This window comes from Mycolicibacterium septicum DSM 44393 (genome assembly GCF_000455325.1).
Lineage (GTDB): Bacteria > Actinomycetota > Actinomycetes > Mycobacteriales > Mycobacteriaceae > Mycobacterium > Mycobacterium septicum.
The window spans coordinates 1,043,031-1,069,548 of the sequence record NZ_HG322951.1 but is presented as its reverse complement, the minus strand read 5'-3'; the positions used below and the strand labels follow the sequence as shown (position 1 = coordinate 1,069,548).

General features: G+C 63.6%; 22 protein-coding genes and 1 pseudogene. 6 read left to right on the top strand and 17 right to left on the bottom strand.

Annotated elements, in window-relative coordinates:
* Positions 1 to 31: 31 nt before the first annotated feature.
* Positions 32 to 277 (bottom strand): hypothetical protein, encoded by a 246-nt coding sequence (locus TX88_RS04935; RefSeq protein ID WP_044515065.1) that lies wholly within the window; start codon positions 275 to 277, stop codon positions 32 to 34.
* Positions 278 to 357: 80 nt separating this feature from the next.
* Positions 358 to 1,164, bottom strand: coding sequence for a fatty-acid O-methyltransferase Mtf2 (mtf2, locus tag TX88_RS04930; protein ID WP_044519109.1), 807 nt, complete (start codon positions 1,162 to 1,164; stop codon positions 358 to 360).
* A gap of 111 nt (positions 1,165 to 1,275) precedes the next feature.
* On the opposite strand from mtf2, the gene TX88_RS04925 reads away from it, so the two are divergent.
* Positions 1,276 to 2,529 (top strand): glycosyltransferase, encoded by a 1,254-nt coding sequence (locus TX88_RS04925; protein ID WP_044515064.1) that lies wholly within the window; start codon positions 1,276 to 1,278, stop codon positions 2,527 to 2,529.
* Between the two features lie 12 nt (positions 2,530 to 2,541).
* On the opposite strand, the gene TX88_RS04920 is transcribed toward TX88_RS04925, so the two are convergent.
* The 5 genes and pseudogenes from TX88_RS04920 to TX88_RS04900 all read right to left on the bottom strand — a co-directional run bounded on the left by TX88_RS04920 (position 2,542) and on the right by TX88_RS04900 (position 8,241).
* Entirely contained in the window at positions 2,542 to 3,306 is a 765-nt protein-coding gene (locus tag TX88_RS04920; protein WP_110918012.1) for a TylF/MycF/NovP-related O-methyltransferase, read from the bottom strand.
* Positions 3,307 to 3,474: 168 nt separating this feature from the next.
* Positions 3,475 to 4,254 (bottom strand): annotated as a pseudogene (locus TX88_RS34920) (TylF/MycF/NovP-related O-methyltransferase); the annotation flags it as partial.
* Positions 4,255 to 4,398: 144 nt separating this feature from the next.
* Positions 4,399 to 5,667: a glycosyltransferase gene (locus tag TX88_RS04910; protein ID WP_044515063.1), complete on the bottom strand. Its 1,269-nt coding sequence runs from the start codon at positions 5,665 to 5,667 to the stop codon at positions 4,399 to 4,401.
* Between the two features lie 31 nt (positions 5,668 to 5,698).
* Positions 5,699 to 6,499 carry a TylF/MycF/NovP-related O-methyltransferase gene (locus TX88_RS04905; protein WP_044515062.1) on the bottom strand — a complete coding sequence of 267 codons (801 nt, stop codon included), beginning with the start codon at positions 6,497 to 6,499 and terminating at the stop codon, positions 5,699 to 5,701.
* A gap of 485 nt (positions 6,500 to 6,984) precedes the next feature.
* The gene (locus tag TX88_RS04900; protein ID WP_044515060.1) at positions 6,985 to 8,241 is read right to left on the bottom strand and encodes a glycosyltransferase; all 1,257 of its coding nucleotides are present in this window, start codon (positions 8,239 to 8,241) and stop codon (positions 6,985 to 6,987) included.
* Positions 8,242 to 8,730: 489 nt separating this feature from the next.
* Between TX88_RS04900 and rfbA the strand changes: the two genes are divergently transcribed.
* Positions 8,731 to 9,597 carry a glucose-1-phosphate thymidylyltransferase RfbA gene (gene rfbA, locus TX88_RS04895; RefSeq protein WP_044515059.1) on the top strand — a complete coding sequence of 289 codons (867 nt, stop codon included), beginning with the start codon at positions 8,731 to 8,733 and terminating at the stop codon, positions 9,595 to 9,597.
* A 7-nt stretch (positions 9,598 to 9,604) separates the two neighbouring features.
* Here rfbA and TX88_RS04890 read toward each other — a convergent pair whose 3' ends face one another.
* On the bottom strand, positions 9,605 to 10,573 hold the full coding sequence (locus TX88_RS04890) for a sulfotransferase family protein (RefSeq protein ID WP_409365875.1): 969 nt from the start codon (positions 10,571 to 10,573) through the stop codon (positions 9,605 to 9,607).
* A gap of 851 nt (positions 10,574 to 11,424) precedes the next feature.
* Here TX88_RS04890 and TX88_RS04885 point away from each other — a divergent pair.
* Positions 11,425 to 11,763 carry a hemophore-related protein gene (locus TX88_RS04885; RefSeq protein ID WP_044515057.1) on the top strand — a complete coding sequence of 113 codons (339 nt, stop codon included), beginning with the start codon at positions 11,425 to 11,427 and terminating at the stop codon, positions 11,761 to 11,763.
* Between the two features lie 84 nt (positions 11,764 to 11,847).
* Here the strand turns inward: TX88_RS04885 and TX88_RS04880 are convergent, their stop codons facing one another.
* The 4 genes from TX88_RS04880 to TX88_RS04865 form a co-directional block, all read right to left on the bottom strand.
* Positions 11,848 to 14,778, bottom strand: coding sequence for an MMPL/RND family transporter (locus TX88_RS04880; RefSeq protein WP_044515056.1), 2,931 nt, complete (start codon positions 14,776 to 14,778; stop codon positions 11,848 to 11,850).
* Positions 14,779 to 14,788: 10 nt separating this feature from the next.
* Positions 14,789 to 17,671 carry an MMPL/RND family transporter gene (locus TX88_RS04875; protein ID WP_044515054.1) on the bottom strand — a complete coding sequence of 961 codons (2,883 nt, stop codon included), beginning with the start codon at positions 17,669 to 17,671 and terminating at the stop codon, positions 14,789 to 14,791.
* The gene (locus TX88_RS04870; protein WP_044515052.1) at positions 17,668 to 18,087 is read right to left on the bottom strand and encodes an MmpS family transport accessory protein; all 420 of its coding nucleotides are present in this window, start codon (positions 18,085 to 18,087) and stop codon (positions 17,668 to 17,670) included. Before TX88_RS04870 ends, TX88_RS04875 begins: the two co-directional genes overlap by 4 nt.
* Positions 18,088 to 18,743: 656 nt before the next feature.
* Complete coding sequence (locus tag TX88_RS04865) at positions 18,744 to 19,121, bottom strand: DUF2834 domain-containing protein (protein ID WP_209446951.1); 378 nt, start codon at positions 19,119 to 19,121, stop codon at positions 18,744 to 18,746.
* Between the two features lie 106 nt (positions 19,122 to 19,227).
* Here TX88_RS04865 and TX88_RS04860 point away from each other — a divergent pair, with 106 nt between their 5' ends.
* Together TX88_RS04860 and TX88_RS04855 are read left to right on the top strand one after the other, a co-directional pair.
* The gene (locus tag TX88_RS04860) at positions 19,228 to 19,833 is read left to right on the top strand and encodes a TetR/AcrR family transcriptional regulator (RefSeq protein ID WP_044519104.1); all 606 of its coding nucleotides are present in this window, start codon (positions 19,228 to 19,230) and stop codon (positions 19,831 to 19,833) included.
* Positions 19,834 to 19,859: 26 nt separating this feature from the next.
* A complete protein-coding gene (locus TX88_RS04855) occupies positions 19,860 to 21,071 on the top strand; it encodes an acyl-CoA dehydrogenase family protein (protein WP_044515050.1) in 1,212 nt (403 codons plus the stop codon).
* A 15-nt stretch (positions 21,072 to 21,086) separates the two neighbouring features.
* Here the strand turns inward: TX88_RS04855 and TX88_RS04850 are convergent, their stop codons facing one another.
* Positions 21,087 to 21,353: a YdeI/OmpD-associated family protein gene (locus TX88_RS04850; RefSeq protein WP_044515048.1), complete on the bottom strand. Its 267-nt coding sequence runs from the start codon at positions 21,351 to 21,353 to the stop codon at positions 21,087 to 21,089.
* Between the two features lie 195 nt (positions 21,354 to 21,548).
* On the opposite strand from TX88_RS04850, the gene TX88_RS04845 reads away from it, so the two are divergent.
* A complete protein-coding gene (locus tag TX88_RS04845; RefSeq protein ID WP_044515046.1) occupies positions 21,549 to 22,217 on the top strand; it encodes an SDR family oxidoreductase in 669 nt (222 codons plus the stop codon).
* A 22-nt stretch (positions 22,218 to 22,239) separates the two neighbouring features.
* Here TX88_RS04845 and TX88_RS04840 read toward each other — a convergent pair whose 3' ends face one another.
* The 4 genes from TX88_RS04840 to TX88_RS34915 form a co-directional block, all read right to left on the bottom strand.
* Positions 22,240 to 23,334 (bottom strand): tartrate dehydrogenase, encoded by a 1,095-nt coding sequence (locus TX88_RS04840; RefSeq protein ID WP_044515045.1) that lies wholly within the window; start codon positions 23,332 to 23,334, stop codon positions 22,240 to 22,242.
* A gap of 83 nt (positions 23,335 to 23,417) precedes the next feature.
* Positions 23,418 to 23,585: a hypothetical protein gene (locus tag TX88_RS34490; protein ID WP_167333289.1), complete on the bottom strand. Its 168-nt coding sequence runs from the start codon at positions 23,583 to 23,585 to the stop codon at positions 23,418 to 23,420.
* Positions 23,586 to 23,764: 179 nt separating this feature from the next.
* Positions 23,765 to 24,619 (bottom strand): thioesterase family protein, encoded by an 855-nt coding sequence (locus tag TX88_RS04835; RefSeq protein WP_044515043.1) that lies wholly within the window; start codon positions 24,617 to 24,619, stop codon positions 23,765 to 23,767.
* A partial coding sequence (locus TX88_RS34915) for an MMPL/RND family transporter (protein ID WP_244438361.1) occupies positions 24,616 to 26,518 on the bottom strand: 1,903 nt, incomplete at its 5' end. The genes TX88_RS34915 and TX88_RS04835, both read right to left, overlap by 4 nt.

Here is a 26,518-nt window from a genome sequence, read left to right as displayed (position 1 = left end):
AGGCGACGCAGCTATAGCAATACGGCGAGGGCTACTGATCGCCCTGTTCGGCGGGATCCTGCACCGACTGAAGCGCCGACGATCCGGCCGGCATGACCATGACGAACACCGGCACCTTCAGCTTGACGCCCCCGCCGACCGGCATACGGATGGCCAGGGAGACAACTTCGAGTTCGAGGCGCCTTCCACGCTGCGTCTCCATCTCGAGGTGACCGGGCAAGCGCTTGGGCGTCGCCAGCCAATCCAGGCCACGTTCGATCGACTCGAGCAGACTCATGCCCTCACCATACCTGCGAGCAAAGTTCAGAACCCGTGAACGGCCAGGTCGGATGTGCCGCCGGGTCACTAATTGCGAGGCTACGCACCATGATTCGATGGAGCTTCAACGTTCTGGAAGCAATAGATCCGATACTCGGAGGTTCCCCCCGGCCGCAGGCTTTCGCATGCCTTCCGTGCCGGTGAGAAGCGGCGAGTGAGACCGCGAAGCGGCCGTGGTGCGACCTGGTCGATCACGTACTGCCACTGATGCATGCTCTTCTCCATCCCCCGGACCACGTCGGCGCTGACGGTCCGCTGGGACACCATCCGCAACGGCGCGTCTGCGAGCGCCTCTTCCCAGGCTGGAATGTCGCCAAGGAGACGGGCATCCGTGTAGAGGAAGTACCCGCCCGGGCGCAGTACGCGGCTGACCTCGGTGAGGAATCTGTCGAACTGCGGGTACAGATGCGAGGATTCGACATTGACGAGCGCGTCGAAGGTGTTGTCGGCAAAGGGAAGATCTTCCGCAGTGCCCTCGACAAAGTCGAGATCTTTTAATTTGTGCCGCTTTTGGCAAAATGCGATGGCGGACGGGTTCAGGTCCAGCCCGGTGTACGTCGCCGGGTGCAATGTCCGCGCGAGGTACGAGGCACCGCCACCGTGGCCACAACCAACCTCGAGTACCCATTTACCCTGGATATCCACTTGCGTTGCGGTGGCGTGATATAGCTGGATGAAGTAACGGTTGCGTTCATCCGAGTCCGAGAGCGGCACGCCCATAGCCGGATCTTCTTCGTACCCGTAGTTGAGGAACACCACGTCCTCGGCCTCCAGCTTGCGCGTGGCGTACGGGTAGATGAACTTTTGCACATACTGCGCGAGCTTCTCGTTCTGATTCTTGATCATCCGGTCACGAGACTCGCGTACGCGATCTTTGAGGTCCATAAGCTAACTATCCCAAACTCAAAGGGCGGTAAGGTCAACTACGCGAGATATCAAGTGAAAGGCTAGGGCGGCATGAGATTTGCGCTGGCATGCTACGGAACTCGCGGTGACGTCGAGCCCTCGGTCAGCGTCGGGCGCGAACTCCGGCGCAGGGGCCACGACGTCTCGCTGGCAGTGCCTCCGGATCTGGTCGAGTTCGTACAAACGGCTGGTCTCGAAACCGTTTCCTACGGGCCCGAATTGGCGGACTTTCTGCAGGAGGACTTCCTGCGTGACTTTTGGACTCGGTTGCCACGCAATCCGATCGGCTCCCTGCGCGAGCTCTGGGCACCCATCGCTCGCCATTGGCAGGAGACGAGTGCCACGCTGACGCAACTCGCGAGAGGGGTAGACCTGCTGTCCACGGGACTGAACTACGAGCAGCCGGCAGCCAATGTCGCTGAGTACTACGGCATCCCACTGGTCGCGTTGCACCACTTCCCGATGCGTCCGAACGGCCAGTTGATTCCCGCACTGCCCTCATCCCTGGTCCGTTCGGCAAGTGCGGTGTCCGAGTGGCTGATGTGGCGATCCACCAAGAAGGCAGAAGATGTGCAGCGCCGAGATCTCGGCCTGCCCGCAGCCTCGGCACCCTCACCGACGCGAATGGCGGAGCACGGAGCGCTGGAGATCCAGGCCTACGACGCGGTCAGTGTTCCCGGGCTGGCGGAGGAGTGGGCGAAGTTGAACGGCCGCAGGCCTTTTGTCGGGGCATTGACGATGGGGCTCGCAACAGACGCCGACGACGCGGTCGCGTCCTGGATCGCGGCCGGAACCCCGCCGATCTGCTTCGCCACGGGCAGCATCCCGGTTGAGTCGCCTGCGTCGACAATCGAGATGATCAGTTCCGCTTGCGCCGACCTCGGTGAGCGGGCGTTGATCTGTGCGGGCGGCACCGACTTCGGGGGCATCGCCATCCCCGAGCACGTGAAGGTGGTCGGGCCGGTGAACTACGCAGAAGTGTTCGGTGCCTGCCGGGCTGTCGTGCACCACGGCGGCTCGGGAACCACGGCTGCCAGTCTCCGAGCAGGGGTGCCCACGCTGATCCTCTGGAGCTCGGCTGATCAGCCGTACTGGGGAAACCAGATCAAACGCCTGAAAGTCGGTACTGCGCGACGAATCTCGGGTGCGAACCGGGAGACGTTAGAGGCGGACCTGCGCCGCATCCTGAGCCCGGACTACGCGGCCCGGGCCCGATCACTCGCCGCGCAGATGACCAGTCCCGGTGACAGTGTCGGCAAGGCTGCCGACCTGTTCGAGCAGGCCGTCCGCCCAAGCGCACGCTGACGGCACCGGAACTCAGCCGGGGCGGCTGGATTCCGCGTGTTCGGCAACCACCGATGACGACCTGAACTGCTCCGGCGGCTTGACGAGGAGGCCCTGGCCTGTAGGCAGCGCGCATATCTGCACCCCCAGTTCATGCGCCACTTCGTCCATGGCGATCCGCTGATCGTCCCTCCCGCGATTGGCGTAATCGTCGAGCAGCACCAGGGCACCCGGAGACAACCGCGGCCAGAAGTACCGCAGTGTTGCGACTTCTGGTGGAGCACAGTTCATGTCGATGTGGAGGAAGGCGATGGACTTCGCCTCGACCTGCTCGAGCGTCTCGGGCACCGCGCCGACGACGATGCGTTGGTTGCGCCACTGGGAGAAGTTGGCCCGGACGCTGTCCACCGAACTTCCGTAGATGCCGAAGTCCAGCGCCGCCTGGTTCTTGATCAGCGCGCCGGCTTCGCGCTCGCCCGCGGTGACGAAGCGCGGGTCCATTCCGGCGAAGGTATCCAGCAGATAGAACATCTTCCCCAGCTGATCCCAGTCCAGGTACTCCATCACCGCACTGCTCAGGAAGCCGTGACTGACGCCGCACTCGACGAAATCGCCCTCGATGGTGCTCGCGGTGGCGGCCGCCCACAGTCCCACGTGCACCCGCCAGTGCCAATGGTGGATGTCCTTTCCGCCCAGCGCGAGCACACCGCGTTGGTAGGCTCGCCGGAATGCCGGATCATCCATGAAGGCATGGCTGTTGAAGCAGATCAAGGCATCGTCGGAGTACACGTCGGGCAAGACCTTGCGCGGGATCCAGTACGCCGTGCGCAGCGCGGCCCACGCGATCCGGAACTTGAGCGGCCACTTGTTCGCCGCGCGTGCGCTCGCTGTCCGCCGATCGCCGATGCCCTCGGCCACCTCGGCGGGGAGGCCGCTCCGTCCATCGCGCCGGTCCGTCCGCCCCGCTGGCTTGATCAGCAATCCCTGACCGGTGGGCAGCGAACAGATCGAGGCGCCCAGCTCATCGGCCACCTCGTCCATCGCGATCCGCTGCTCATCGCGCCCACGGTTGGCGTAGTCGTCCAGCAGGACGAAGGCACCCGGGGCCAGCCTCGGCCAGAAGTGCCGAAGCGCCGCCACTTCGGGTGGGGCACAGTTCATGTCGAGATGCAGGAAGGCCACCGTGTCCGAGTCGACCTGCTCGAGGGTTTCGGGCACCGCACCCACGACGATGCGTTGGTTGCGCCACTGGGAGAAGTTGGCCCGGACACTGTCCACCGAACTGCCGTACATTCCGTTACGGACGAGCTCTTCGCTCTTCTCCAGGGCGCCGGCCTCCCGCTCCTCAGCGGTGACGAACCGAGGGTCGAGTCCGGCGAAGGTGTCGAGCAGATAGAACGTCTTGCCGAGCTGATCCCACTCGAGATGCTCCATCACCGCGCTGCTCAGGAAGCCGTAGCTGACGCCACACTCGACGAAGTCACCCTCGATATTGCTGGCGTTGCCTGCGGCCCACAAACCTACGTGCACCCGCCAGTGCCACTGGTACCAGTCCATGTCGCCGAGTGCGCGCGCGCCCCGTTCGTAGGCCCGCTGGAACTCCGGATCATCCATGAACGCGTAGCTGTTGAAACAGATCAGCGCGTCATTGCTATAGACCTCGGGCAACAGGTTGCGCGCCAGCCAGTACTCGGCGCGTACCGCCTTCAGCCACATCCGCGTGCTGATTTTGAGCCGTTCAGGCATGGGCACCACCCTGGCAGCGGCGGATTCGGGGCTGGTGACGTTGCGTCCCGGCCCCTCTGGACTCGGATGCTTCAAACATGTTGACTCACAGAGTGTTCAGGGAACTGGCTGGTTGACAGTTCGCATCGGCGGCGGTGTCTCGGCTCAGGCCGAACACCTCTGGCGTGCATAGCTCTCGATCAGGTCGGCGGTTCGCGACACGCTCTCGGCAGCCGGGACCATCCGAGCGGCCACGCCGCGCGCACGGGCAGCGCACGCGGGGTCGAGGACCTTACGCAGATCCGCGACCAATGACTCCTGGGTGGTGCTGGAGAAGCTGCGTACTGCACCTACATTCAGCAGTTTGACGCGGGACGCCCACACGGGCTGCACGCCGTCGATCCACAGCACCAAAGTGGGTACCCCAGCGCGCAGGCTGGCCGCCAGCGTTCCCGCCCCGCCGTGGTGAACGGCCGCACGGCAGGCCGGAAAGACCGCGGCGTAGTTGACGGCGCCCACGACCTTCACATGGTCGTACTGCGGGACGTCGCTGTAATCGCTCCATCCGGAACACACCAAAGCTCTCTGCCCGAGCTCGGCGCATGCCGATGCGATCATTTCGACTGTCTCAGCGGGAGATTCGACCGGCATACTGCCGAAACCGAAGCAGATCGGCGGTGTTCCCTCCGTGATCCACGATTCGATCTCCTGGTCCGCCTCGGTCGCCAGCTCCATGGTCAACGTACCGACGAACGGGCGTTCGCTACGCCACTGCGCCCACTCCTCGGCCAACCCCGGGAAACACACCTCGTCGTAGGCCTGAACTTCGAGCGCTCCGCGAGCGGCAATGCGCCCGGACACCGGCCCCGTCGCCTTCGGCAGCCCCAGCTCACGACGCTGGGCGTCCTCGACCTTCTTGTTCAGCCGCCAACCCAACCAGTCGTACGCCCACATCGCGGCACGCGCCAGCGGTCCCGGCAGCCTCGAGAGCAACTTGCCGTTCACCCGCACCGGGGTGTTGTGCAGGGTGGCGAACGGAATGTCGTGATACTCGGCCACATTGGCCGCCGGCTCCTGATAACTCTGCCCGGCGAACAGTAGATCGGCGTCCGTGGCCAGGGACGTCAGCGCCGTGCTCATCTGGGTCCATGAGCGATCGCTGAGATCCCACATCTCGCGCCACAACCGTCTGAGCTCGCCGACCCGCCAGAACCGGTGGAAGAAGCACGTCCAGAAGTCGCGATACACGCCCAGCCAGGCCTGGGTGTCCAGCCCGTACGGAACGGCGACCAGGCCCGCGCTCTCGGCGAAGCCGACCAGATCGGGCGGAACAGCCATCCGCACGTCATGCCCTCTGCGCATCAGTTCGCGACCGGCAGCGACCGAGGGTTCGAGATCTCCGCGTGTTCCATAGGCGGCCAGGACAAGTTTCATTGCGAATCCCTGCCTTTCAGGTGCGATGGGCTCATTCCTTGCGCCAGAGCACCCCGGTGCCGTCGATGTCGACTATCTCGGCGGAGATTCCGTGCCTGGCACGATAATCCGTCACCGCCTTCCGGCACCCTTCGATCGCGTGATAGTCGTCGATGATGCAGAAGCCACCCGGAGTGAGCCGCGAGTAGAGGCCGTCGAGCGCCTGGATCGTGGATTCGTAGAGGTCGCCATCGAGCCTCAACACCGCGATGCGTTCGATCGGCGCATCGTGCAAGGTGTCCTTGAACCAGCCGGGGAGGATGCGAACCTTGTCATCCAGCAACCCATAGCGTGCGAAGTTGGCCCTGACATCTTTCTCCGACACCGCCAGGATGGGCGCCGCCAGGTGCAGCCTGTCCCCTTTGTCCGCCTTGTAGTTGGCGGCATCCGGCGGCGGCACACCTTCGAACGAGTCGGCAAGCCACACCGAACGGCTCTCATCGCCGTACGCGGCGAGGACCGCGCGCATCAGGATCGAGGCGCCACCACGCCAGACCCCGCATTCGACCAGATCACCGGGGATGTCCTCGGCGATCACCGTCTCGACACAGTGCTGCAAACTCGTCAGCCGCGTCATACCGATCATCGTCAGCGCTTCCGCCGGCCAATCCAGACCCAGATCGCGTTTGTGGCGATCGAAGGGCCGCTTGCGGACAAGCATCAGATTGCCGATCTTGAAAACTGGGCGGTGCAACCAGTTCCAGCCGACGGGCACCAATTCGTCGACCCCGTATCTGGTGAGGTCCTGGCGGAGCAGGTCCAGGTATGCAGATCGGGTGTCGTGATCCGTCACGGTCAAAAAACTGCCCCCTTACTCGGTTGCTGGTCAGGCCATGAGCCTAGCCTCCCGACAGCATCTCCAGTGCATTTCAGATAGGACCAATGTCCTTGGAAATCTGGCACTTTGGCAAATCGAAGAGCAGTTCGTCGCGGTAATGCAAATGGCGCGAATTCGATCGCTTCGGGATTCCCGCCCACCATGTGGGGGGATGCCCGGCTACGGCCAAGCTGGCAAAGAAAACCCCACCCCGAACTCGCCATCGAGCCTTCTCCTCAACAAGCCGCGAGCCAGCTTCTTTGGCCCACCGGGACAGCGAGCATTACCGCGGACTCCACCGCCGGAATGGCTCGATGATCTGCTCCGCAAATGCGCAGAGCGGGCAGAGCAGGATTCCCGGCAGCATCGGTTTAATTGACGCCGGCGGCAGCCACTTACGAATGGCAGGAGTTAGCTGTCGCTGCCCGGCGATCCGCCCAGATCGGCGAGACTTCCGGAAATCACGCTCCGGCGAAGCGCTCGAGGAGATCTGCGGCTCTTGCGACGCTGTCGGACGGTGAGGTCATCCGTCGTGCAAGGTCGCGTGCCCTGGTCGCATACTCGGGAGACAGGATACGGCGCAGATCTGCTACCAATGATTCGCCCGTGGTTGTCGAAAATCGACGTGCGGTACCGACTTTCAGCCTCTTGAGCTGATTGCCCCACACCGGCTGATCACCCACCGACCAGAGAATGAGGGTGGGAACGCCCGCGCGCAGGCTCGCGGCCGTCGTGCCCGAGCCGCCATGGTGCACGACGGCTGTACTGAGCCGAAAGACGTCCGCGTAGTTCACCACGCCGACGACCTTCACGTGGTCGGACACCGGGATGGCGGTCAGGTCGGTGCCGCCGGCGCAGATCAGCCCCCGCTGCCCGAGCTCGGCACAGGCCGCGCTGATCATCGCCACCGTATCCGCCGGGGACTCAACGGGAATGCTGCCGAATGCGAAGCAGATCGGCGGCGGCCCGGCAGCCATCCACGCGGTCACCTCGTCATCGGCACGGGTGGACAGCTCCATCGTGAGTGCGCCGACGAACGGACGTCGTCCATTCAGCTTCGACCACTCGGCCGCCAGCCCGGGAACGCAGACCTCGTCGTAGGCCTGGATCTCCAACGCACCCCGTTCGGCCATCCGTCGTGGCGACGGGCCAGTCGTCCGCGGTAGGCCGAGTTCACGCCGCTGCGCATCCTCGTGGCGCTTGGTCAACCGCCAGGCCAGCCAGTCGTAGGCCGTCATGGCGGTGCGGCTCACCGGAGGCGGCACGATCGGAAACAGCCGGCCGTTGGGCCGCCAGGGCATGGTGTGCAGTGCGACCAAAGGGATCCCGTAGTACTCGGCGACGTTGGCCGCCGGCTGCTCGTATCCCACGGCTGTGGTCAACACGTCGGCACCGTCGGCGAACGCCGTGAGGGTCCGGCTCAGTTCTGCCCACTGCTCGGTGACCATCTTGAGGGCCTCCCGGCACAGCACCACCAGATCCTGAACCCGCCAGAAGTGTCGCGCCCACGTGGTCCACAAGTCGCGATAGCCGTCCAGCTGCGGCTCCACCTCCAACCCGTAGCCGACCGCCGGCAGCCCCGCCGCCTCGACAAATCCCACGAGGTCCGGGGGCACCGCCATCCGCACTTCATGTCCCCGACGCAGTAGCTCACGTGCCACCGCCAGGGAGGGCTCGATGTCCCCACGCGTTCCATAGCTCGACAGTGCGATTCTCATGACAGTGCTGCGACCCCCACCGGTTGGACATTAATAGACGCACATGGCGATTGGCGGCTTCACCGACGAATAGTCCACGCCGTCAACAGTTTTTAGGATAGTGGCCCGAGAGAATATGGATCCGGATGACAAATTTCGCTAATCGATAGACATCTGAATCATGGGCCGTGGCACGGACTAATGCCCTGCCATATTCGTACTGGCAAATTCCGTGCGGCGTCACCTACCGCGGTCGCCGACGCCACTTTGCCACCGGCGCACTTTCACACGAACCTTCGCTGACGGTTGGGGCGACCTGCGCTGGGGCCGCTCCTGCACCACGGCAGCGTCGATATTCCGAGGTAGTCCGAGTTCATCGCAAACCATTTCGTCGCGATTGCTGTGCGGGCACGCTAAGGTGGCGCGTGTGTTGCCCGATGACAGTCCAGAAAACGTCGTCGCAGCAATCGATCTCATCGAATCTCTTGTTTTCGACGTGTAGGGGCACGCATGCGCGGAATTATTCTCGCCGGTGGTTCCGGCACACGACTGCATCCGATCACGATGGGTGTGAGCAAGCAGTTGCTTCCGGTATACGACAAACCACTCGTCTATTACCCGCTGTCTACGTTGATCATGGCCGGTATTCGCGACATCCTGGTGATCACCACACCGGCCGACGCGTCGGCGTTCGAACGACTCCTGGGCGACGGCTCGGCGTTCGGGGTGAGCCTGACCTACGCCGTCCAGCCTGAACCTGAGGGACTCGCACAGGCATTCAAGATCGGAGCCCGGCACATCGGCACCGACACGGTGGCGCTGGCCCTCGGCGACAATGTCTTCTACGGTCCTGGCCTGGGCACCAGCCTGCGCCGATTCCAGAACGTCAGCGGTGGAGCGATTTTCGCGTACTGGGTGGCCAATCCGTCCGCCTATGGCGTGGTCGAGTTCGGCGAGGGTGGCATCGCCCTGTCGCTCGAGGAGAAGCCGGCCACGCCAAAATCTCACTACGCGGTTCCCGGGTTGTACTTCTATGACAATGACGTCATCGAGATAGCCCGGTCTCTGAGCAAGTCGGCGCGCGGCGAATACGAGATCACCGAGATCAACCAGATCTATCTGAACCGGGAACAGCTGTCGGTGGAGGTGCTGGCTCGCGGGACGGCCTGGCTCGATACCGGCACCTTCGACTCCCTTCTGGACGCCAGCGATTTCGTCCGCACCATCGAACGCCGTCAGGGGCTGAAAATCGGTGTGCCCGAGGAGATCGCTTGGCGGGCGGGGTTCATCGACGACGATCAGCTGGCCGCCCGCGCCAAGGAACTCCCCAAGTCCGGGTACGGCGACTACTTGCTGGAACTGCTTCGGCGCAAGTAGAGGCGGTTCAGGCCCAGGTTCCCCGGCGTCCGTGTACCAGGGCGGCGCCTTCGAACAACGGCTTGATGAAGGCCCGGGAGAACCGGTACCGGCGGTTGAACTGGCCCTGGAAATCCTCTATGGCCGTGCGGAACCCGTGCTCACTGGCCCGGAATCCATCGAAGACACCGTCCAAGGAGGACTCCGCCCACGGCTCGTCGCGCGCCGCAGAGGCCAGGGCCCTGTAGGCCACGGACAACCAATCCGTCCCGAACGGTTCTACGATCGGGCCACGCTGGCGTTGGTGACGCATGTCTTTCGCCAGGAACCTCTCCACCGCGGCCCGGTCGCCGGTATCCAGGTGCACCGCGAGAGTGTGGGAGATGCGTTTGATCTCCCGGCTCCAGTCATCGAGGAAGTTCGAGTAGTCGACGAATACCCGCGGCAGTCCGCGGGTCTCACGCTCGGCCAGCAAGTTGTACTTCAGCCACAGGGCGCTCGTCAGCTGCGGTGAGGCATCCATGAGCTTGGCCAGCGACCCGATGACTTCCTGCGGATCGCGCACGGCCAGCACCGCCGCGATGTCATATCCGGCCTGGCGCGCCGCATCGAACCACATTCGCGCCAGAACCGAGATGTGCAGCACCTTCACCACCACTACCCGTGCGGCGGGCAACGTCTGCAGATAGTCCCGGATCTTCGCGGTGAAATCCGCGGTCTCTTCGGAACTCAATCCGCCTTCTTCCTGCAGGCGCAGAGTCGGGTCGAAGTAACTGCTGCCATGGCGGTACAGGAACTTCTCGTTCAGATAGAGACCGGCCCGCGGCTCCCAATAGCCGCGCTCATTTCCGCTGTCGGCTCCCATCATCCCGCCGGGCAAGGCAGCACCGCACAGCGAGAGAACCCGGGTCAGTGCCGAGGTCCCCGACCGTCCCATGCCGAGCACGAACAGCACTACCGGGCGGCCGGATTCCTGCGTGGGCTCGTCCGGCGCGATCACGAACACGCCTCCGAGCTCAATACCGCGTACGAGACCGAATTACTCAACTCGAACGACAACTTCGGCAATTCCAGCGCAGCACCGACCATCATGTTCCCCCGTTCCCATCTTCCCGACCGTACGTATCCGACCAAACGTGAAAGCCACTGCGGCACAGAGGTTAGCCCGCCTTTGATGTTGAATACAAGGCTTCTCGGTGAGAATCGCTTTATTTAACTCGGCTGCAAAATGCGCGTCCCCAACAGCCACTGTCAGCAATTGGATGCCGCGCAGACTTCACACTTATTGGCTGACCCGCGACCCGCTCGGAATCACAAGTGGCCACGTCGTGGCAGGCGCCCTTCGACCGTTTGCCATGCCCGGATCACCCGTCGCGCGCCCACTTCCACCGAGCGGCCTTCTGGCGACGGAGATCAGACTTAACCTGCTGGTTTCCACCAGTTTTCCGGTGCGAGTGCGAACCCGGCGGGACCCAACGAGCGGGCTCCTTGTTGCTCTCCACCCTTCGGATGGCGGCCAGTCCCCTCAGCGGCGGCCGTTACGGAGGCAACACCTTGCATCGGTGGTGAAATCTTTTTCGCACTGCTTCAGCAACCATATCGAGAACCCTCCTACGGTAGCTGTGCTGGGAAAGACGCAATCGCTCGGATTCTCGGGAAATATTGCCCCAATACCGCGTCTGAATCGGTGTAACACCGCGGAAGCAAAACCGGAAATTCCAGGTGGGCGTCCGGGCATAAAGTTTGGTATTGATGAGTTAGTGGTAAATACCTCGACGAGGCCGCACGGCCCCGGGTCGTCGCCTGACTACCTGAGTTTGAGCCACAGTAACCAGGAGGGGAAATCAAATGAAGAAACTTCCACTTGCCAGGCTCGCGGTCGCCGTGGCCGGCGCCGGCCTGCTGCTCAGTGCCGGAGCCGGCCTCTCGTCGGCCCAGCCTGATCTCGGGCCGATGGTCGACTCGCCCTGTACCTACGATCAGGCGATCGCGGCGGTGCACGCCGAGAACCCGATGGCCGCGCAGTACCTCGACCAGTCGCCGCCCAATCTGCAGTTCCTTCGGGTGTTCCTGAGCTCCCCGAAGGACGAACGGGTGAACCTGCTGAATCAGATCAAGAACAACCAGGGTGCGGACCAAGCCCTACCCGTGTTCAAACAGATGCTGACCAGCTGCGTCAAGTACTGACCAAACACAGCAGAGCAGTGGGCGCCGGCAACAGCCGGCGCCCACTCGCATTTCAGCACAACGACTTTCCGATGACAGACGGCGCTAGTCAGACGTCCTGATCGGCTGTGTGACCGTGTCTCCGGGCAGGTCCTGGCCCAGCAGTGAGCGGACCGCGGGACGTGGCCCATGCGGACGCAGCATGGCACTGGCCGGACGCTGACGTACCCGCTGTGGCCACCAGAACCAACGCCCCAGCAGGGCGGCGATCGACGGTGTCATGAAGGACCGCACAATCATCGTGTCGAACAACAGACCGAGGCCGATGGTCGTACCGATCTGACCGATGATCTGCAGATCGCTGACCGCCATTGCCGCCATCGTGCACGCGAACACGATGCCCGCGGTGGTGACGACCTTGCCGGTGCCGCCCATCGCCCGGATGATGCCGGTGTTGATGCCCGCACCGATCTCCTCTTTGATCCGCGACACGAGTAGCAGGTTGTAGTCCGATCCCACCGCCAGCAGGATGATCACCGACATCGCCAGCACCATCCAGTGCAGATGGATTCCGAGGATGTACTGCCAGAGCAGCACCGAGAGCCCGAACGATGCACCCAGCGACAGCACCACCGTCCCGACGATCACCAAGGCTGCGATGAAACTTCGGGTGATGAACAGCATGATGAGGAAAACCAGGCAGATCGCGGCGATTCCGGCGATCCACAAGTCGTACTTGGAGCCGTCCTGCCAGTCCTTCGCGGTCGCCGCGGCGCCGGCGATGGAGATCTTGCCGCTCGCCAGCGGGGTGCCCTTCAGCGCCTCCTCCGCCGCCGTCCGGATCTGCTCGACGCGCTGGATACCCTCCGGTGACTGCGGGTCCCCGTTGTGGGAGATGATGTACCGCACCGATCGTCCGTCGGGAGACAGGAACGATTTCATCGCCTTCTGAAAGTCCGGATTCTGGAACACTTCCGGCGGAAGAAAGAACGAATCATCGTTCTTCGCCGCGTCGAAGGTCTGCCCCATGACGGCGGCGTCCTTGCTCGTCTCATCCATCTGAGCCATCAGCCCCGACATGGTGGTGTGCATCGTCAAAGTGCTCACACGCATGGTCTTCATGATCGCGATCATCTTCGGGAACTGGACCAGCAGCTTCGGCATGATCGAGTCCAGTTCGTCCATGTTCTCGACCATGACCTGCAAACTGTCGTCGAGCTTGTCCACACCGTCCATGGCGTCGAAGATCGACCTCAGCGACCAACAGATCGGGATGTCGAAACAGTGTGGCTCCCAATAGAAGTAATTGCGGATCGGTCGGAACATATCGTCGAAGATGGCGATACTGCCCCGGAGGTCTCGAGCGACTTCGTAGACTTCGTGGGTTCGCTGGACCATGTTGTGCGTGGTGGCGGCCATCTTTTGCATCACGTTGAACGTGTGCTGCATGGTGTCGATCATCACCTGCATGTCGGCAGCCTGCCGGACCATGTCGTCGATGCGCGCCTTCTGGAATTCCGTGGCCTGGACCTGGCCCGCGCTCTGCAAGCTGAGCATGAACGGGATGGAGGTGTGATCGATCGGGGTGCCCTCGGGCCGGGTGATGCCCTGAACCCGAGAGATGCCGCGCACCTTGAAGATTGCCTTTGCCAATCGGTTCAGCACGATGAAGTCGGCCGGGTTCCGGAGGTCACGGTCGGTCTCGACCATGAGGACCTCCGGTGTCATCCGCGACTGGGAGAAGTGGCGTTCCGCGGCAGTGAAACCCATGTTGGCCGGGATGTCTCCGGGAATGTAGCGCCGGTCGTTGTAGCTCGTCGTGTATCCGGGCAGCGCGAGCAGGCCGACGAACGCCGCCGCCAGGGACGCGATCAGGATCGGCAACGGCCACCGGACGACCGCGGTACCGATTCCACGCCATCGCCGAACCCGCAATGTGCGTTTGGGTTCCAGCAATCCGAACCGACTGGAGATCGCGATCCCGGCCGGCACCAGCGTGACCGCGACCGCGACCGCCGCGGCCATACCGATCGCGCACGGGATGCCCATGGTCTCGAAATACGGTAGCCGCGTGAAGGTCAGGCACAGGATCGCTCCGGCGATCGTCAGACCGGAGGCCAGCACCACCGGCGTGACCCCGCGATACATGCTGTAGTACGCCTGCTCCCGGTCCTCGCCGGCCTGACGCGCCTCTTGATATCGGCCGAAAAAGAAGATGCCGTAATCGGTTCCGGCCGCGATGGCGAGGAATACGAGCATGTTCACGGCGAACGTGGAGAGCACGAAGACTTCGTTGGCGCCCAGAAAGGCCACTATGGCTCGGGCCGCCGCCAGCTCGATGCCCACCATGATGAGCAGCAGGATCACCGTGACGACCGACCGATAGACCATGAAGAGCAGGATGAAGATGATCACGACGGTTACCGCGGTGATCTTCAGAATCGACCGGTTTCCGCTGTGCTGCATATCGGAAGCCAGTGGCGCAGCGCCGGTTACGAAAACTTCCACGCCTGGCGGAGGAGTCGACCGGTCGACGATGTCGCGCACGGCGGCCACCGATTCGTCGCCCTGCGGTGTGCCCTGGTCGCCACCCAGGTTCAGCTGGACGTAGGTGGCCTTGCCGTCGGGGCTCGTCACGCTCGACGCGGTCAGGCGATCGCCCCACAGATCCTGCACGTGCTCGACATGCTTCGGATCGCTTCTCAGCGCAAGGATCAACTCGCTGTAGTAGCGATGCGCCTCATCGCCCAGGGGTTCTTGTCCCTCGAGCACGATCATCGCGGAGCTGTCCGAGTCGGATTCCCCGAAGTTGTGACCGATACGTTTCATCGCCTGCGCCGAGGGCGCATCCTTGGGCATCAGGGACACGGCGTTCTTCTCCGCGACCCGCTCGAGTGAAGGGATCGCAGCCGACCAGTCTCCGCCGACCGATGCCAGCGTCAAGATCAGAGTGACAGCCAGCCAGCCGACGATGATGAGCGGCGACAGCATCCGAACGGTGCGCGCGATGAACGGCCGCCGAGTTTTCTCAGTCATGCAGCCGCCGCTAATCCCTCAACATCAGGTTGCGCACCAGCGGACGCGGGCCCATCGGCCGCAGCATCGCACTGGCCGGGCGCGGACGCACCTGCTGGGGCCACCAGAACCAGCGGCCCAGAAGCGCTGCGATCGACGGGGTCATGAACGCGCGCACGATCAGCGTGTCGAACAGCAATCCCAGGCCGATCGTGGTGCCCACCTGACCGATCGTGAGCAGGTCACTGACGATCATCGACGCCATCGTGGCCGCGAACACCAGACCCGCCGCCGTCACGACCTTGCCGGTCCCCGCCATCGCCCGGATGATGCCGGTGTTGATGCCCGCGTGGAGCTCTTCCTTCATCCGCGAGACCAGCAGCAGGTTGTAGTCCGAACCCACCGCCAGCAGGACGATGACCGACATCGCCAGTACCACCCAGTTGATCTGGATCCCGAGGATGTACTGCCACACCAGCACGGACAAGCCGAAGGACGCCCCCAGTGACAGCGCGACCGTACCCACGATGACCAGTGCCGCGACGAAGCTACGCGTCATCAGCACCATGATCAGGAAGATGAGCGCCAGGGCGGTGACGCCCGCGATCATGAGGTCGATCTTGGACCCGTCGACCAGATCCTTCACTCCCGCCGCGGTACCGGCCAGGTAGAGCTTGGAACTCTCCAGCGGGGTGCCCTTGAGCGCCTCCTCCGCCGCGATCCGCATCGGCTCGACCCGGGAAATGCCTTCCGGCGTCGCGGGATCGCTGCGTTGAGTGATCAGCATGCGCGCGGCCTTCCCGTCCGGGGACAGGAAGATCTTCATGATGCGCTGGAAGTCCTTGTTCTCCAGGACATCCGGCGGCAGATAGAACGAGTCGTCGTTGTTCGACGCGTCGAAGGCCTTACCCATGGCGGTGGAGTTGTCGCTGGATTCATCCATCTGGGTGAAGAGTCCCGACATCGTGCTGTGCATCGTCAGCATCATGGTTCGCGTGCTCTGCATGGTGGCGATCATCTGTGGGAACTGCAGCAGCATCTGCGGCATGAGCAGGTCCAATTGGTCGAGTTCCTTGACCAATCCCTGCATTTTGGTGGTCACCTCATCGATACCGTCGAGCCCGTCGAATATCGATCTGATCGACCAGCAGAGCGGAATATCAAAGCAATGCGGCTCCCAATAGAGGTAATTGCGTAGCGGTCGCCAGAAATCGTCGAAATCCGCCATATGGTCGCGCAATTCACCCATATCGGACTGCAGTTCATGGGTGGTACCGACCATGCGGTGAGTGGTGCCGACCATCTGCTGCATCAGTTCGTACATCCGCTGCATGAGGCTGATCGTCGTCGACATATCGTCGGCCTGTTTGACCAGATCCTCCATCCGCTCCTTCTGGAACGGCAGGGAGAGGCGCTGACTGGCATTGGACATGCTCAGCATGAACGGGATCGAAGAATGTTCGATCTGAGTTCCCTCCGGCCGCGTTATGGATTGCACATTCGCAATTCCGGGAACCGCGAAAACAGCCTTGGCCAGCTTGTTCAAGATCAGCAAATCGGTTGGGTTCCGCATATCATGATCGGCCTCGACCAACAGGAGATCGGGCGTCGTCATCTTCGATTCCGGGAAATGGCGAGAGGCCGCCGCGAACCCTTGGTTGGCCGGAATGTCCTGCGGAATGTATTTCTGGTCGCTATAACTCGGGTTGTACCCCGGCAGCGTCAACAACCCGATGAGGGCCACCGCGAGGGTGGCGAGCAGGATCGGGGCCGGCCACCGGACGACGGCGGTACCGATGCGCCGCCATCGGCGAGTGACGACCGGGCGCTTGGGGTCGAAGATGCCGAACCGGCTGCCCGCCGTGATACAGGCCGGCACCAGCGTCAGCGCGACCGCAACCGCGATCAGAATGCCTACCGCGCCGGGGACTCCGAGCGGCTGGAAGTACGGCAGCCGCGTGAAACTCAGGCAGGCGATCGCTCCCGCGATCGTCACGCCGGAGGCGAGGACGACCTTGGCGACGCTTCGGTAGGTGGTGAAGTACGCCGACTCTCGATCCTCACCGGATTGCCTGGCCTCCTGATATCGACCGGTGAAGAAGATCGCGTAGTCGGTTCCGGCCGCAATGCCCACCGAGACAAGCAGATTGACCACGTAGGTGGTGAGACCCACGAGACCGTGCATGCCGAGAAAGGCGACGCACCCGCGGGCCACTTGCAGCTCGATCCCGACGGTGAACAGCAGGATGATGACGGTGATGAATGATCGGTAGAGCAGGAGCAGCATCAGGAAGATCACCCCGATGCTCACCAGCGTGATGAGGATGACCGTGCGGTTGCCGCTCTGACCCATGTCGGCGACGATCGCGGCCGGACCGGTGACATAGGTCGTGATCCCGGGCGGCGCTTCCGTGCGCTTGACGACATCTTGGACCGCCTGGACCGATTCGTTCGCCGCGGCCTGTCCGAAACTTCCGTGCAGGTTCAACTGCACGTAGGCGGCTTTGCCATCGGCGCTCTGCGCGGCACCGGCGGTGAGCGGGTCACCCCAGAAATCCTGAATGTGCTGGATGTGCTCCGGGTCTTGCTTCAGCTGACTGACGAGGCTGTCGTAGTACCTGTGGGCGTCGTCGCCGAGGGGCTGCTCGCCCTCGAGGACGATGACTGCCACGCTCTCCGAGTTGGACTCCTTGAACAACTCGCCCATACGGGTCATCGCCTTGACCGCCGGCGCATCCGGCGGGCTGAGCGACACCGAATGGTCGCGCTCGACCACCTCGAGTGGAGGGACGGCCACAGTCACCAGCACCGTGATCGCCACCCACCCCAGGATGATCAGGGGGGAGAACCGGCGAATCACCGAAGCCAGTCGCGGCCTGCGTTGTTGGTCTGTATCCATGTTTTTATCGCTCATGCAGCCTTCAGCAGACACGAGGTAAAGGCATTTATCTGATCCGAGGACTTCTCGGCCTTGACCTCATTGTCGACGGTGATCCGGCAGCCGATATTATTGCTGTCCCCTTGCGCCATGACGCTTCCGACAGCCGTGGTCTTTGTGATATCGAATTCCAGAATCCAGGGCAGGCTGACTTTCTTGATAAATTGCGGGTCGGCATTCACATCGAAATAGCTGATATTTGCCACGGTTCCCGGCGAACCGAATACCTCGTACTTCAGCTTCTTGGGGTCGAATGGCTTCGTATCATTGACCTGGGTGTCGGCATACGTAGCACGCTTGTCGCTGCCAAAGATAGTGTGCAGGCGCGAAACGGTAAATCCCGCGGCGGAGATCACCACGACCGCGAGTAACGGAATCCACAACCGCTTCAAAAACCGAAAAATCGTAGATCTCCTCCACTATCACCCCACCCGGTACAGGTGCAGCGAATACGCATGACGCCTCACGGAGTCAGCTTGGTCGTTGAAGAGTAAACCATGTCATGCGCCGCCCCATCAGGCTGTTCCGCGCAGCTTCATAGCGAAGTCCGTATACAAACGCGGGCGTAAATTACCCTCCAAATTCAATTCAAAATCGGCGGCGCGTTTCCCATTTTTGGGCAATGCGAATTGGGCAAATTCGTGATTTCCGGTCGGCGCGGGCGGCGACCGGTAGATAGTCCCCGCATGTCACGTTCTGGCTAACACGGGCGTGGAGGCTCATTGGTAGCTGCGACTGCACGGACCCGGGAGGCCGGCCTCCGGCGCCCCGCGACGCGAGACCGCCGCCAGGGACCGGGTTCGACTGTGGACAGTCGCCTCCGCGGACGTTCGCATCCCGCACCAAGGCCCGCCCACGCGGATCTGCAGCGGACTGCCCCGCCACAGCCGCCTTTCACGTTCCCGCCCGCAGGCCGGCCCACATACGACGCGAACCGGCGTCCGGCAGCACCAACCCAACCGCATTTGTACGACAGAAGATTCGCCGCTCAGCGCCCTACGGGGACTGGATCAATACGACCGCGCTGGTTTAAACAGCGACCACGGTTTTACGAATTTCCATCGCGACTTGGCTGCAGCACCCGCCGATCCGCCAGCACCAATTGCCGCCGGATCAGAAACAGCGGGAATGCCACACTCACGGCGATGACCGCACTGAGCACGATGTAGATCCACACCTTCGGGATACCGATCCGGCGCGCCTCGACAACCATGAACACGAACGCCGCCAGCCCGAACAGCAGCAGATCGTTGGTCAGTGAGGACGATCCGTAGTTGGCATAGCCACTCCGGAAGAAGTCGATCAGGCTGGTGCTTTCGGTGGTGAAGTAGCCGATGTTGTTCCACCAGGTCGCGACCAGCGCTACCACGGCGATCACCGCATAGGTGCCGCACAAAATCTTGTCGTTTCGTGTCAGCATCGCCATCGTCACGCCTCCCCCTCAGACCGACACAGTCCAGGTCAACCTATCGATCCGGCGGACAGGAGGGGGCAGTTTGCAGCCCAATTTGGTGAGTGAGTACTCTCTCACCGTGTCAACCGGACGGGACCGACTCTTGGCCACAGCGTTGAAGCTGTTCGCCGCGAAGGGTTATGCCGCGACATCGGTGGCCCATATCCAGCAGGCGGCCGGTCTGGCGCCGGGGTCGGGCGCGTTGTACAAGCATTTCGGCTCCAAACGAGAACTGCTGGAGTCCGCGGTCACGCACCGCATCGACGCGATCGTGAGCGCCCGCGAGCAGTACGACGCCGGCAATCCCAAGACCGTCGAAGAGGCGGTTCGCAGCGCCGGGCAACTGATCTGGACCAACCTCACCCAGAGCGAGGAACTGCTGCGGGTCATGTTGCGCGAACCCGATGAACTCGGGGACCTCGACGAAAAGACCTGGCAGGTCATCACCGACAACGCCTATCAACGGTTCGCCGATGAACTGGCCGCGTCCAATCGCTCGGGCCGCACCCAGATCCCCGATCCCGAGGCCACCGCGGCGGTCGCCATTGCCGGGCTGTCCTATGCCGCGACACTGCAGGCGCTGACCGGACGCTTGCCGGGCAACGTCGACCACGAACGTTTCTTCGAGGCCTGGGTCATCCAGACCGTCAGCACGATCAAGCAACACCGCTCTCAAAAAAACTGACCGCCAACGTATTTCAGGAGTCAACCGTGACGTTCTCCATGCAACTGAGCGAAGACGTGATCGAGGTCCGCGACTGGGTGCACCAGTTCGCCGCCGACGTCGTGCGTCCCGCGGCCGCCGAATGGGACGAGCGCGAGGAAACGCCGTGGCCGGTCATCCAGGAGGCTGCCAAGGTGGGGCTGTACTCCCCCGAGTTGTTCGCCCAGCAGACCACCGAGCCCACGGGACTCGGCATGCTGACCGTGTTCGAGGAGCTGTTCTGGGGCGACGCGGGTATCGCGCTGTCGATCCTGGGCACCGGTCTGGCCGCAGCAGCCTTGGCGGGCAACGGAACTCCCGAACAGATCGGCACCTGGCTGCTGCCGATGTTCGGCACCGCCGATGAACCCCAGCTCGGCGCCTTCTGTTCGTCCGAGCCGGACGCCGGCTCCGACGTCGGCGCCATCCGCACCCGGGCCCGCTTCGACGAGGCGACCCGCGAGTGGGTGCTCAACGGCACCAAGACCTGGGCCACCAACGGCGGTATCGCCAACGTCCACATCGTGGTGGCCTCGGTCTATCCCGAACTCGGCTCGCGCGGGCAGGCCACGTTCATCATCCCGCCGGGCACTCACGGCATGAGCCAGGGACAGAAGTTCAAGAAGCACGGCATCCGGGCCTCGCACACCGCAGAGGTCGTGCTGGACAACGTCCGGCTGTCCGAGGACCTGATCCTGGGCGGACGCGAGAAGTTCGAGGACCGCATCGCCCGGGTGAAGTCGGGAGCCTCGGCGGGCGGCCAGGCCGCGATGAAGACCTTCGAGCGCACCCGGCCCTCGGTCGGCGCGATGGCGGTCGGCGTGGCTCGCGCTGCCTACGAGTACGCCCTCGACTATGCCTGCCAGCGTGAGCAATTCGGCCGCAAGATCGGCGAGTTCCAGGCCGTCGCGTTCAAACTCGCCGACATGAAGAGCCGCATCGATGCCGCCCGGTTGCTGGTGTGGCGGGCAGGCTGGATGGCTCGCAACAACCAGCCCTTCGACAACGCCGAGGGGTCGATGGCCAAGCTGGTGGCCAGTGAGACCGCGGTGTACGTGACCGACGAGGCGATTCAGATCCTCGGCGGAAACGGCTACACCCGCGACTACCCGGTCGAGCGGATGCACCGCGACGCCAAGATCTTCACGATCTTCGAGGGCACCAGCGAGATTCAGCGACTGGTGATCTCCCGGGCCATCACCGGGTTGTCGATTCGGTAGTGACGGCCGCGGCGGCTACTTGCCGGTGCGCTCGCGGTGCTTGCACCCGGGCCAGCAGCAGGGCCGCCGCTGACCTTCCTCCAGCTCCTCCTGTGTCCGACGGATCCGTCGCTCGCGCGTCGCCTGCTGCTTGGCGTCCTCGACCCAGCAGATGAACTCGTTGCGCGCGAGCGGCGTGATGTCCTGCCATGCGGCCAGCGCCGTGGAATTGCCGATCAAGGCTTCACGCAGGTCCGCCGGCAACTTGTGCACCACTCCACCGGGCACCCGTTGGCCAGCCATGAAGCCAGGTTAGGCCCCACCGCTCAGCAACCCGGCCGCGACATGACCTAGCCCTTATCGTGACCTTAGAGGGGTCTTATTTTTCTTAGAGTTGGGGTACGGTGGGTGCTCAGGGCGGTCGTGGCACGGCATAACCATCGTGTTCTCGCAGGTCAACCGGACCAACCGCCTCGGCAGTGACGGAAGGAACCCGACATGCAGCCTGCAGCAGCCACCCGGATCGCTCTTGTCACCGGCGCATCGCGGGGTATCGGCGCCGACGTCGCCCAGCAGCTCGCCGGTCCGGACACCCACGTCGTCGTCAACTACCGCGAGAAGGCCAAACGCGCCAACACGGTCGTCGACGCCATCCGCCGTGCGGGCGGTCGTGCCTCCACGCTCGGGGCCGACATTTCCGACGAGGCTGCCGCCGCCGCGATGATCGAACGGGTGGGCCGCGAGTTCGGCCGCTTGGACGTCCTGGTGCTCAACGCATCAACCGGGCTGGAGCTCGGAACCGATCCGGGCTACGCGATGCGGCTGAACCGCGACGCACAGCGCCGGCTCGCCACGCTGGCCCTGCCGCTGATGCCGGCGGGCGGTCAGATCGTGTTCGTCACCAGTCACCAGGCGCACTTCTTCCCCAACAAGGCCGTGCCGAAGGGTTACGGACCGATCGCCGCGAGCAAGCGGGCCGGTGAGACCGCGTTGTATGCGATGCGTTCCGAATTCGACCGACGGGGAATCGATTTCACCGTGGTGTCCGGCGAGATGATGTCAGACCGGGAGTTGGCGACGACGATCGCCCGCGCCGCGTCCGCACCGTACCCGTCCGGGATCGTCTACGTCGGAGGGCCCGACTTTCTCTGCAAGATGTCGGCCTGACGCACAGCGGATCGTCCGAGACCTACTGCGAAGCAGAAATATTCTCCTGTAGCTGGTCACGGACCGCTGTCCCCAGCGTGCCCGTCGTCGCGGTTCCGCCCATGTCAGGAGTCAGGATCTCTCCTCCACGGGCCAGGACATCCTCGACCGCTGTGAGGATCGCTGCTGCGGCATCACGCTCACCCAGGTGGTCGAGCATCAACGACGCGCTCCATATCTGACCGATGGGGTTGGCGATTCCGCGTCCGGCGATGTCGGGTGCAGAACCGTGAACCGGCTCGAACAGGCTGGGAAATCGCCGTTCCGGGTTGATGTTTCCGCTGGGGGCGATGCCGATGGTGCCGGTGCACGCGGGGCCCAGGTCGGACAGGATGTCGCCGAACAGGTTGCTCGCGACGACGACGTCGAACCAGTCGGGATGCAGAACGAAATTCGCGGCGAGGATGTCGATGTGGAACTTGTCCACCTCGATGTCCGGGAACCGCTCACCCATCAGCTCCACGCGTTCGTCCCAGTACGGCATCGTGATGGAGATGCCGTTGCTCTTCGTCGCCGAGGTCAGGTGCTTCCCTGGTCGGCGTTGAGCAAGCTCGAAGGCGTACTTCAGGATCCGGTCGACGCCGACCCGGGTCATCACCGTCTCCTGCACCACCGTCTCGCGGTCCGTTCCCTCGAACATCTTGCCGCCGATGCTCGAATACTCGCCCTCGGTGTTCTCACGTACGACGACGAAGTCGACGTCGCCGGGCCCCCGCCCGGCCAGCGGACTCTTCACTCCGGGCATCAATTTGACCGGGCGCAGGTTCACATACTGGTCGAAATGCCGGCGAAACTGCAGGAGGCTGCCCCACAGCGAAATATGGTCGGGCACAACGTCCGGCCAGCCGACGGCGCCGAAGTAGACCGCATCGAACCGGCTCAACTCCTCGAACCATCCGTCGGGCAGCATGGCGCCGGTGTCGGTGTAGTACTCCGCGCACGCGTAATCGAACTGCTCATAGTCGATGGCGAAGCCGAAGGCCGCCGCCGCGGACTCCAGAACCTTGAGCCCCTCGGGGACCACTTCCTTACCGATGCCGTCGCCCGGGATCACAGCCAGTCGGTGGGTGGTGGTCATTCCGCCACCATACGTTCCGGCGGTTCCCCGCCAACGACAAGCGAGGGGCGCCCGGGATGGGCGCCCCTCGCTGGTGTCGGGTATCAGCGGCCGTTGCCGACTATCGGTGTGACGACACCGGTGCTGGCGTGCTGCTGAATGTCGTGCACCCACTGGTGATGGGTGATGTCAGCTTGTGCCGGAGCCGCCAGGCCGACGATGGCGGCGGCGAAAGCAGTGGCGATCATGCCGGCGAAACCAAACTTCTTCATGTCGAAGCCCTTCGTTCTGGGCGTTCGAGCCGTGGCGTGGGAGTCGCGGTTCGGACGTCTCTCCACCGGTTCGGGGGATTCCTACCCGGTCTGACTTCCACAACACGCTGCTCAAGACGGTTAATTCCGCTGGCAGAAATTGACCGGCCAATGGCAGCAATCGCGCGACTCCGCTGGTTTCAGGCCCCCTTCGGGATCATCGCCAGCTGCCGGCTCTGCACGACAACTGCACCGCTCGCATCGAGAATCAGGTGGTCCTCTTCGAACCAGGTCGTGCCCATGACTGTCGAGCTGGCCATCACCCGCAGCCACCCCGGCGACGGTCGCCGACGCAGATAGGTGGTGAGCTGGACCGTCGGCGCCCAGCCGAACATCCCCCGGTTCATCGTCACCGGCGCGCTGATGTCACCGGCCATCAGTGCGAACAGCAGTGCCGTGTCGGTGTCGGCCTCGTCGGCAGCGAACGGTCGTAGCCACATCCGATTGATCGGGTCACCCTGTCGACCGCTCAAGAACAGTGCCGCTGCAGGGTCGACCCGCAGGTCGCAACCTTGCGCGACATGCACGATCTGGCCCATGGGATGGTCAGGGGTCACATGAACAGCCTCGGCCGTCGGCTCGGCCGGCATCTGTGTGAGTGCCAGAGGTTCCTGATGCCGCGGGTCGCCGTCGTCGAGCACCCCGAGGGTGACCGCGGCGGTCACCGCGACCCGATCCGCCTGCGACAGCTGCACGTCCACCGCACACACCTGCCGACCCATCTTGCGCACGCTCGTGCTCACCCGCACCTCACCCGGATCGGGCGCGGCCAGGTAGTTGGCGCTCACCGCGACCGGCTGCAACTCGGCGCCGCCCCCGGCGGCGAGGACGGAACGACGGGCGGCCGCCGCGCAGATCGCCATCATGCAGCCGCCGTGCACCTTGGGCCCGATGGTCCAGATCGGATCAACCGTCGCGCCGAAGCGCTCCGGACCCAGTTCGCGCAGCGCGGTCAGCTCGGTGAATGGGCTGGTGCGGGTGAGGATCTCGGTCATGGGGTTCCTTTCGGGATCTCCACGGTCGGCGCGTCGCTCGAAGCGCCGACGCCGGCGAGAGCGGGAACCGGTTGCGGTGCAGCCGGAGTCGGGCGCGCCGGCCGGCTGCGAACATTGAGCGGCCACCAGAACCAGCGGCCGAGCAACGCCGCGATGGACGGCGTGATCAGTGAGCGGACGATGAAGGTGTCGAACAGCAGGCCCAGGCCGATGGTCGTGCCGATCTGGCCGACCGAGCGCAGATCGCTCGCGATCATCGAGATCATGGTGAACGCGAACACCATTCCGGCCGCGGTGACCACTCCGCCGGTGGCGCCCATGGCCCGGATCAGACCGGTCTTGATACCCCCGTCGAGCTCCTCCTTCATCCGGGAGACGACCAGCAGGTTGTAGTCCGACCCGACCGCGAGCAGCACGATCACCGACATCGCGATCACCAGCCATTGCAATTCGATACCCAGGATGTGCTGCCAGATCAGCACCGACATGCCGAACGAAGCGGCCAGCGAGAGCACGACCGTTCCCACGATCACCATCGAGGCCACCAGGGACCGGGTGATCAGCAGCATCACGATGAAGATCAGGATGATCGCCGCGATGGCCGCGATGAACAGGTCGTAGTGCGCGCCTTCCTGAATGTCCTTGTAAGTGGCCGCGGTTCCGCCGAGGTAGAACTTGGCATTGGCCAACGGGGTGCCCTTGACGGCTTCCTTGGCGGCCAGCATTTCGGCATCCACATGTGAAATGCCTTCCAGCGTGGCCGGATCCACGTCGTGGGTGATGAGGATCCGAGCCGCCTTCCCGTCGGGTGAGAGCATCAGCTCCATGCCCCGCAGGAAGTCCGGGCTGGTGAACGCCTCGGGCGGCAGGTAGAACATGTCGTCGTTCTTGGCCTCGTCGAAGGTCTGGCCCATGGCCGATGCGGTGTCGGTCATCTGCTCCATCTGGATGAGCATTCCGCTGAAGGTGCTGTGCAGCGTCAGCATCAGATCCCGCACCTGTGTGGAGATGCCGATCATCGGCGGGATCTGCGCGGCGATCTGCGGGGTCAATCCGTCGACCTTGTCCATCTCGGTGGCCAGCGCCCTGGTGTTGTCGGCCAGCTTGTCGAAACCGTCCGTCGCATCGAACACCGACCGCAGGGCGTGACACACCGGGATGTCGAAGCAGTGCGGTTCCCAGTAGAAGTAGTTGCGCAGCGGGCGGAAGAAGTCGTCGAAATCGGCGACCTGATCCCGCAGTTCGGCCATGGTCGCTTCCATGTCGTGCGTGGCACCGACCGCGCTATGGGTGGCGTCGGAGAGCTGGACGCTCAGATCGTGCAGGTGCTCCATGATCGCGATCATCGAGCTGAGGTGATCGGTCATCTTCAAGGTGTCGTCCAGACGGGCCCTGATGAACTGCAGGTTCTCCCGCATCGCCACACCTTGCGCGCTGACCTGGAACGGCACTGAACCGTGTTCCATCGGCGGTCCGAGCGGGCGGGTGATGCTCTGCACCCGTGCGATACCCGGCACCCGGAAGATGTTCTTGGCGACGCGGTCCAGCACCAGCATGTCGCGCGCGTTGCGCATGTCGTGGTCCACCTCGACCATGAGCATGTCGGGATTCATCCTGGCCGAGGAGAAGTGCTTCTCGGCCGCGACGTGCCCGATGTTGGACGGCACGTCGGCCGGCACGTAGTGACGGTTGTCGTAGTTGGTTCGATAGCCCGGCAGGGCGAGCACCCCGATGAGCGCGATCGCCGTGGCGGCGACCAGGATCGGCAGCGGCCAGCGCACGATGGCGGTGCCGAGCCGTCGCCAGCCGCGAGTCTTGTTGGCCCGCTTGGGATCCAGCCAGCCGAACCGGACACACACCGCCAGCACCGCCGGGGCGAAGGTCAGTGCCATGACCAGG

Bases quoted from the DNA above. Each gene is read 5' to 3' on its own strand.
- TX88_RS04910 (WP_044515063.1), bottom strand. From the start codon at position 5,667: ATGAAACTTGTCCTGGCCGCCTATGGAACACGCGGAGATCTCGAACCC.
- TX88_RS04885 (WP_044515057.1), top strand. From the start codon at position 11,425: ATGAAGAAACTTCCACTTGCCAGGCTCGCGGTCGCCGTGGCCGGCGCC.
- TX88_RS04850 (WP_044515048.1), bottom strand. From the start codon at position 21,353: ATGGCTGGCCAACGGGTGCCCGGTGGAGTGGTGCACAAGTTGCCGGCG.
- TX88_RS04845 (WP_044515046.1), top strand. From the start codon at position 21,549: ATGCAGCCTGCAGCAGCCACCCGGATCGCTCTTGTCACCGGCGCATCG.
- rfbA (WP_044515059.1), top strand. From the start codon at position 8,731: ATGCGCGGAATTATTCTCGCCGGTGGTTCCGGCACACGACTGCATCCG.
- TX88_RS04935 (WP_044515065.1), bottom strand. From the start codon at position 277: ATGAGTCTGCTCGAGTCGATCGAACGTGGCCTGGATTGGCTGGCGACG.
- TX88_RS04875 (WP_044515054.1), bottom strand. From the start codon at position 17,671: ATGAGCGATAAAAACATGGATACAGACCAACAACGCAGGCCGCGACTG.
- TX88_RS04840 (WP_044515045.1), bottom strand. From the start codon at position 23,334: ATGACCACCACCCACCGACTGGCTGTGATCCCGGGCGACGGCATCGGT.
- TX88_RS04835 (WP_044515043.1), bottom strand. From the start codon at position 24,619: ATGACCGAGATCCTCACCCGCACCAGCCCATTCACCGAGCTGACCGCG.
- mtf2 (WP_044519109.1), bottom strand. From the start codon at position 1,164: ATGATCAAGAATCAGAACGAGAAGCTCGCGCAGTATGTGCAAAAGTTC.
- TX88_RS04865 (WP_209446951.1), bottom strand. From the start codon at position 19,121: ATGGCGATGCTGACACGAAACGACAAGATTTTGTGCGGCACCTATGCG.
- TX88_RS34490 (WP_167333289.1), bottom strand. From the start codon at position 23,585: ATGAAGAAGTTTGGTTTCGCCGGCATGATCGCCACTGCTTTCGCCGCC.
- TX88_RS04925 (WP_044515064.1), top strand. From the start codon at position 1,276: ATGAGATTTGCGCTGGCATGCTACGGAACTCGCGGTGACGTCGAGCCC.
- TX88_RS04880 (WP_044515056.1), bottom strand. From the start codon at position 14,778: ATGACTGAGAAAACTCGGCGGCCGTTCATCGCGCGCACCGTTCGGATG.
- TX88_RS04900 (WP_044515060.1), bottom strand. From the start codon at position 8,241: ATGAGAATCGCACTGTCGAGCTATGGAACGCGTGGGGACATCGAGCCC.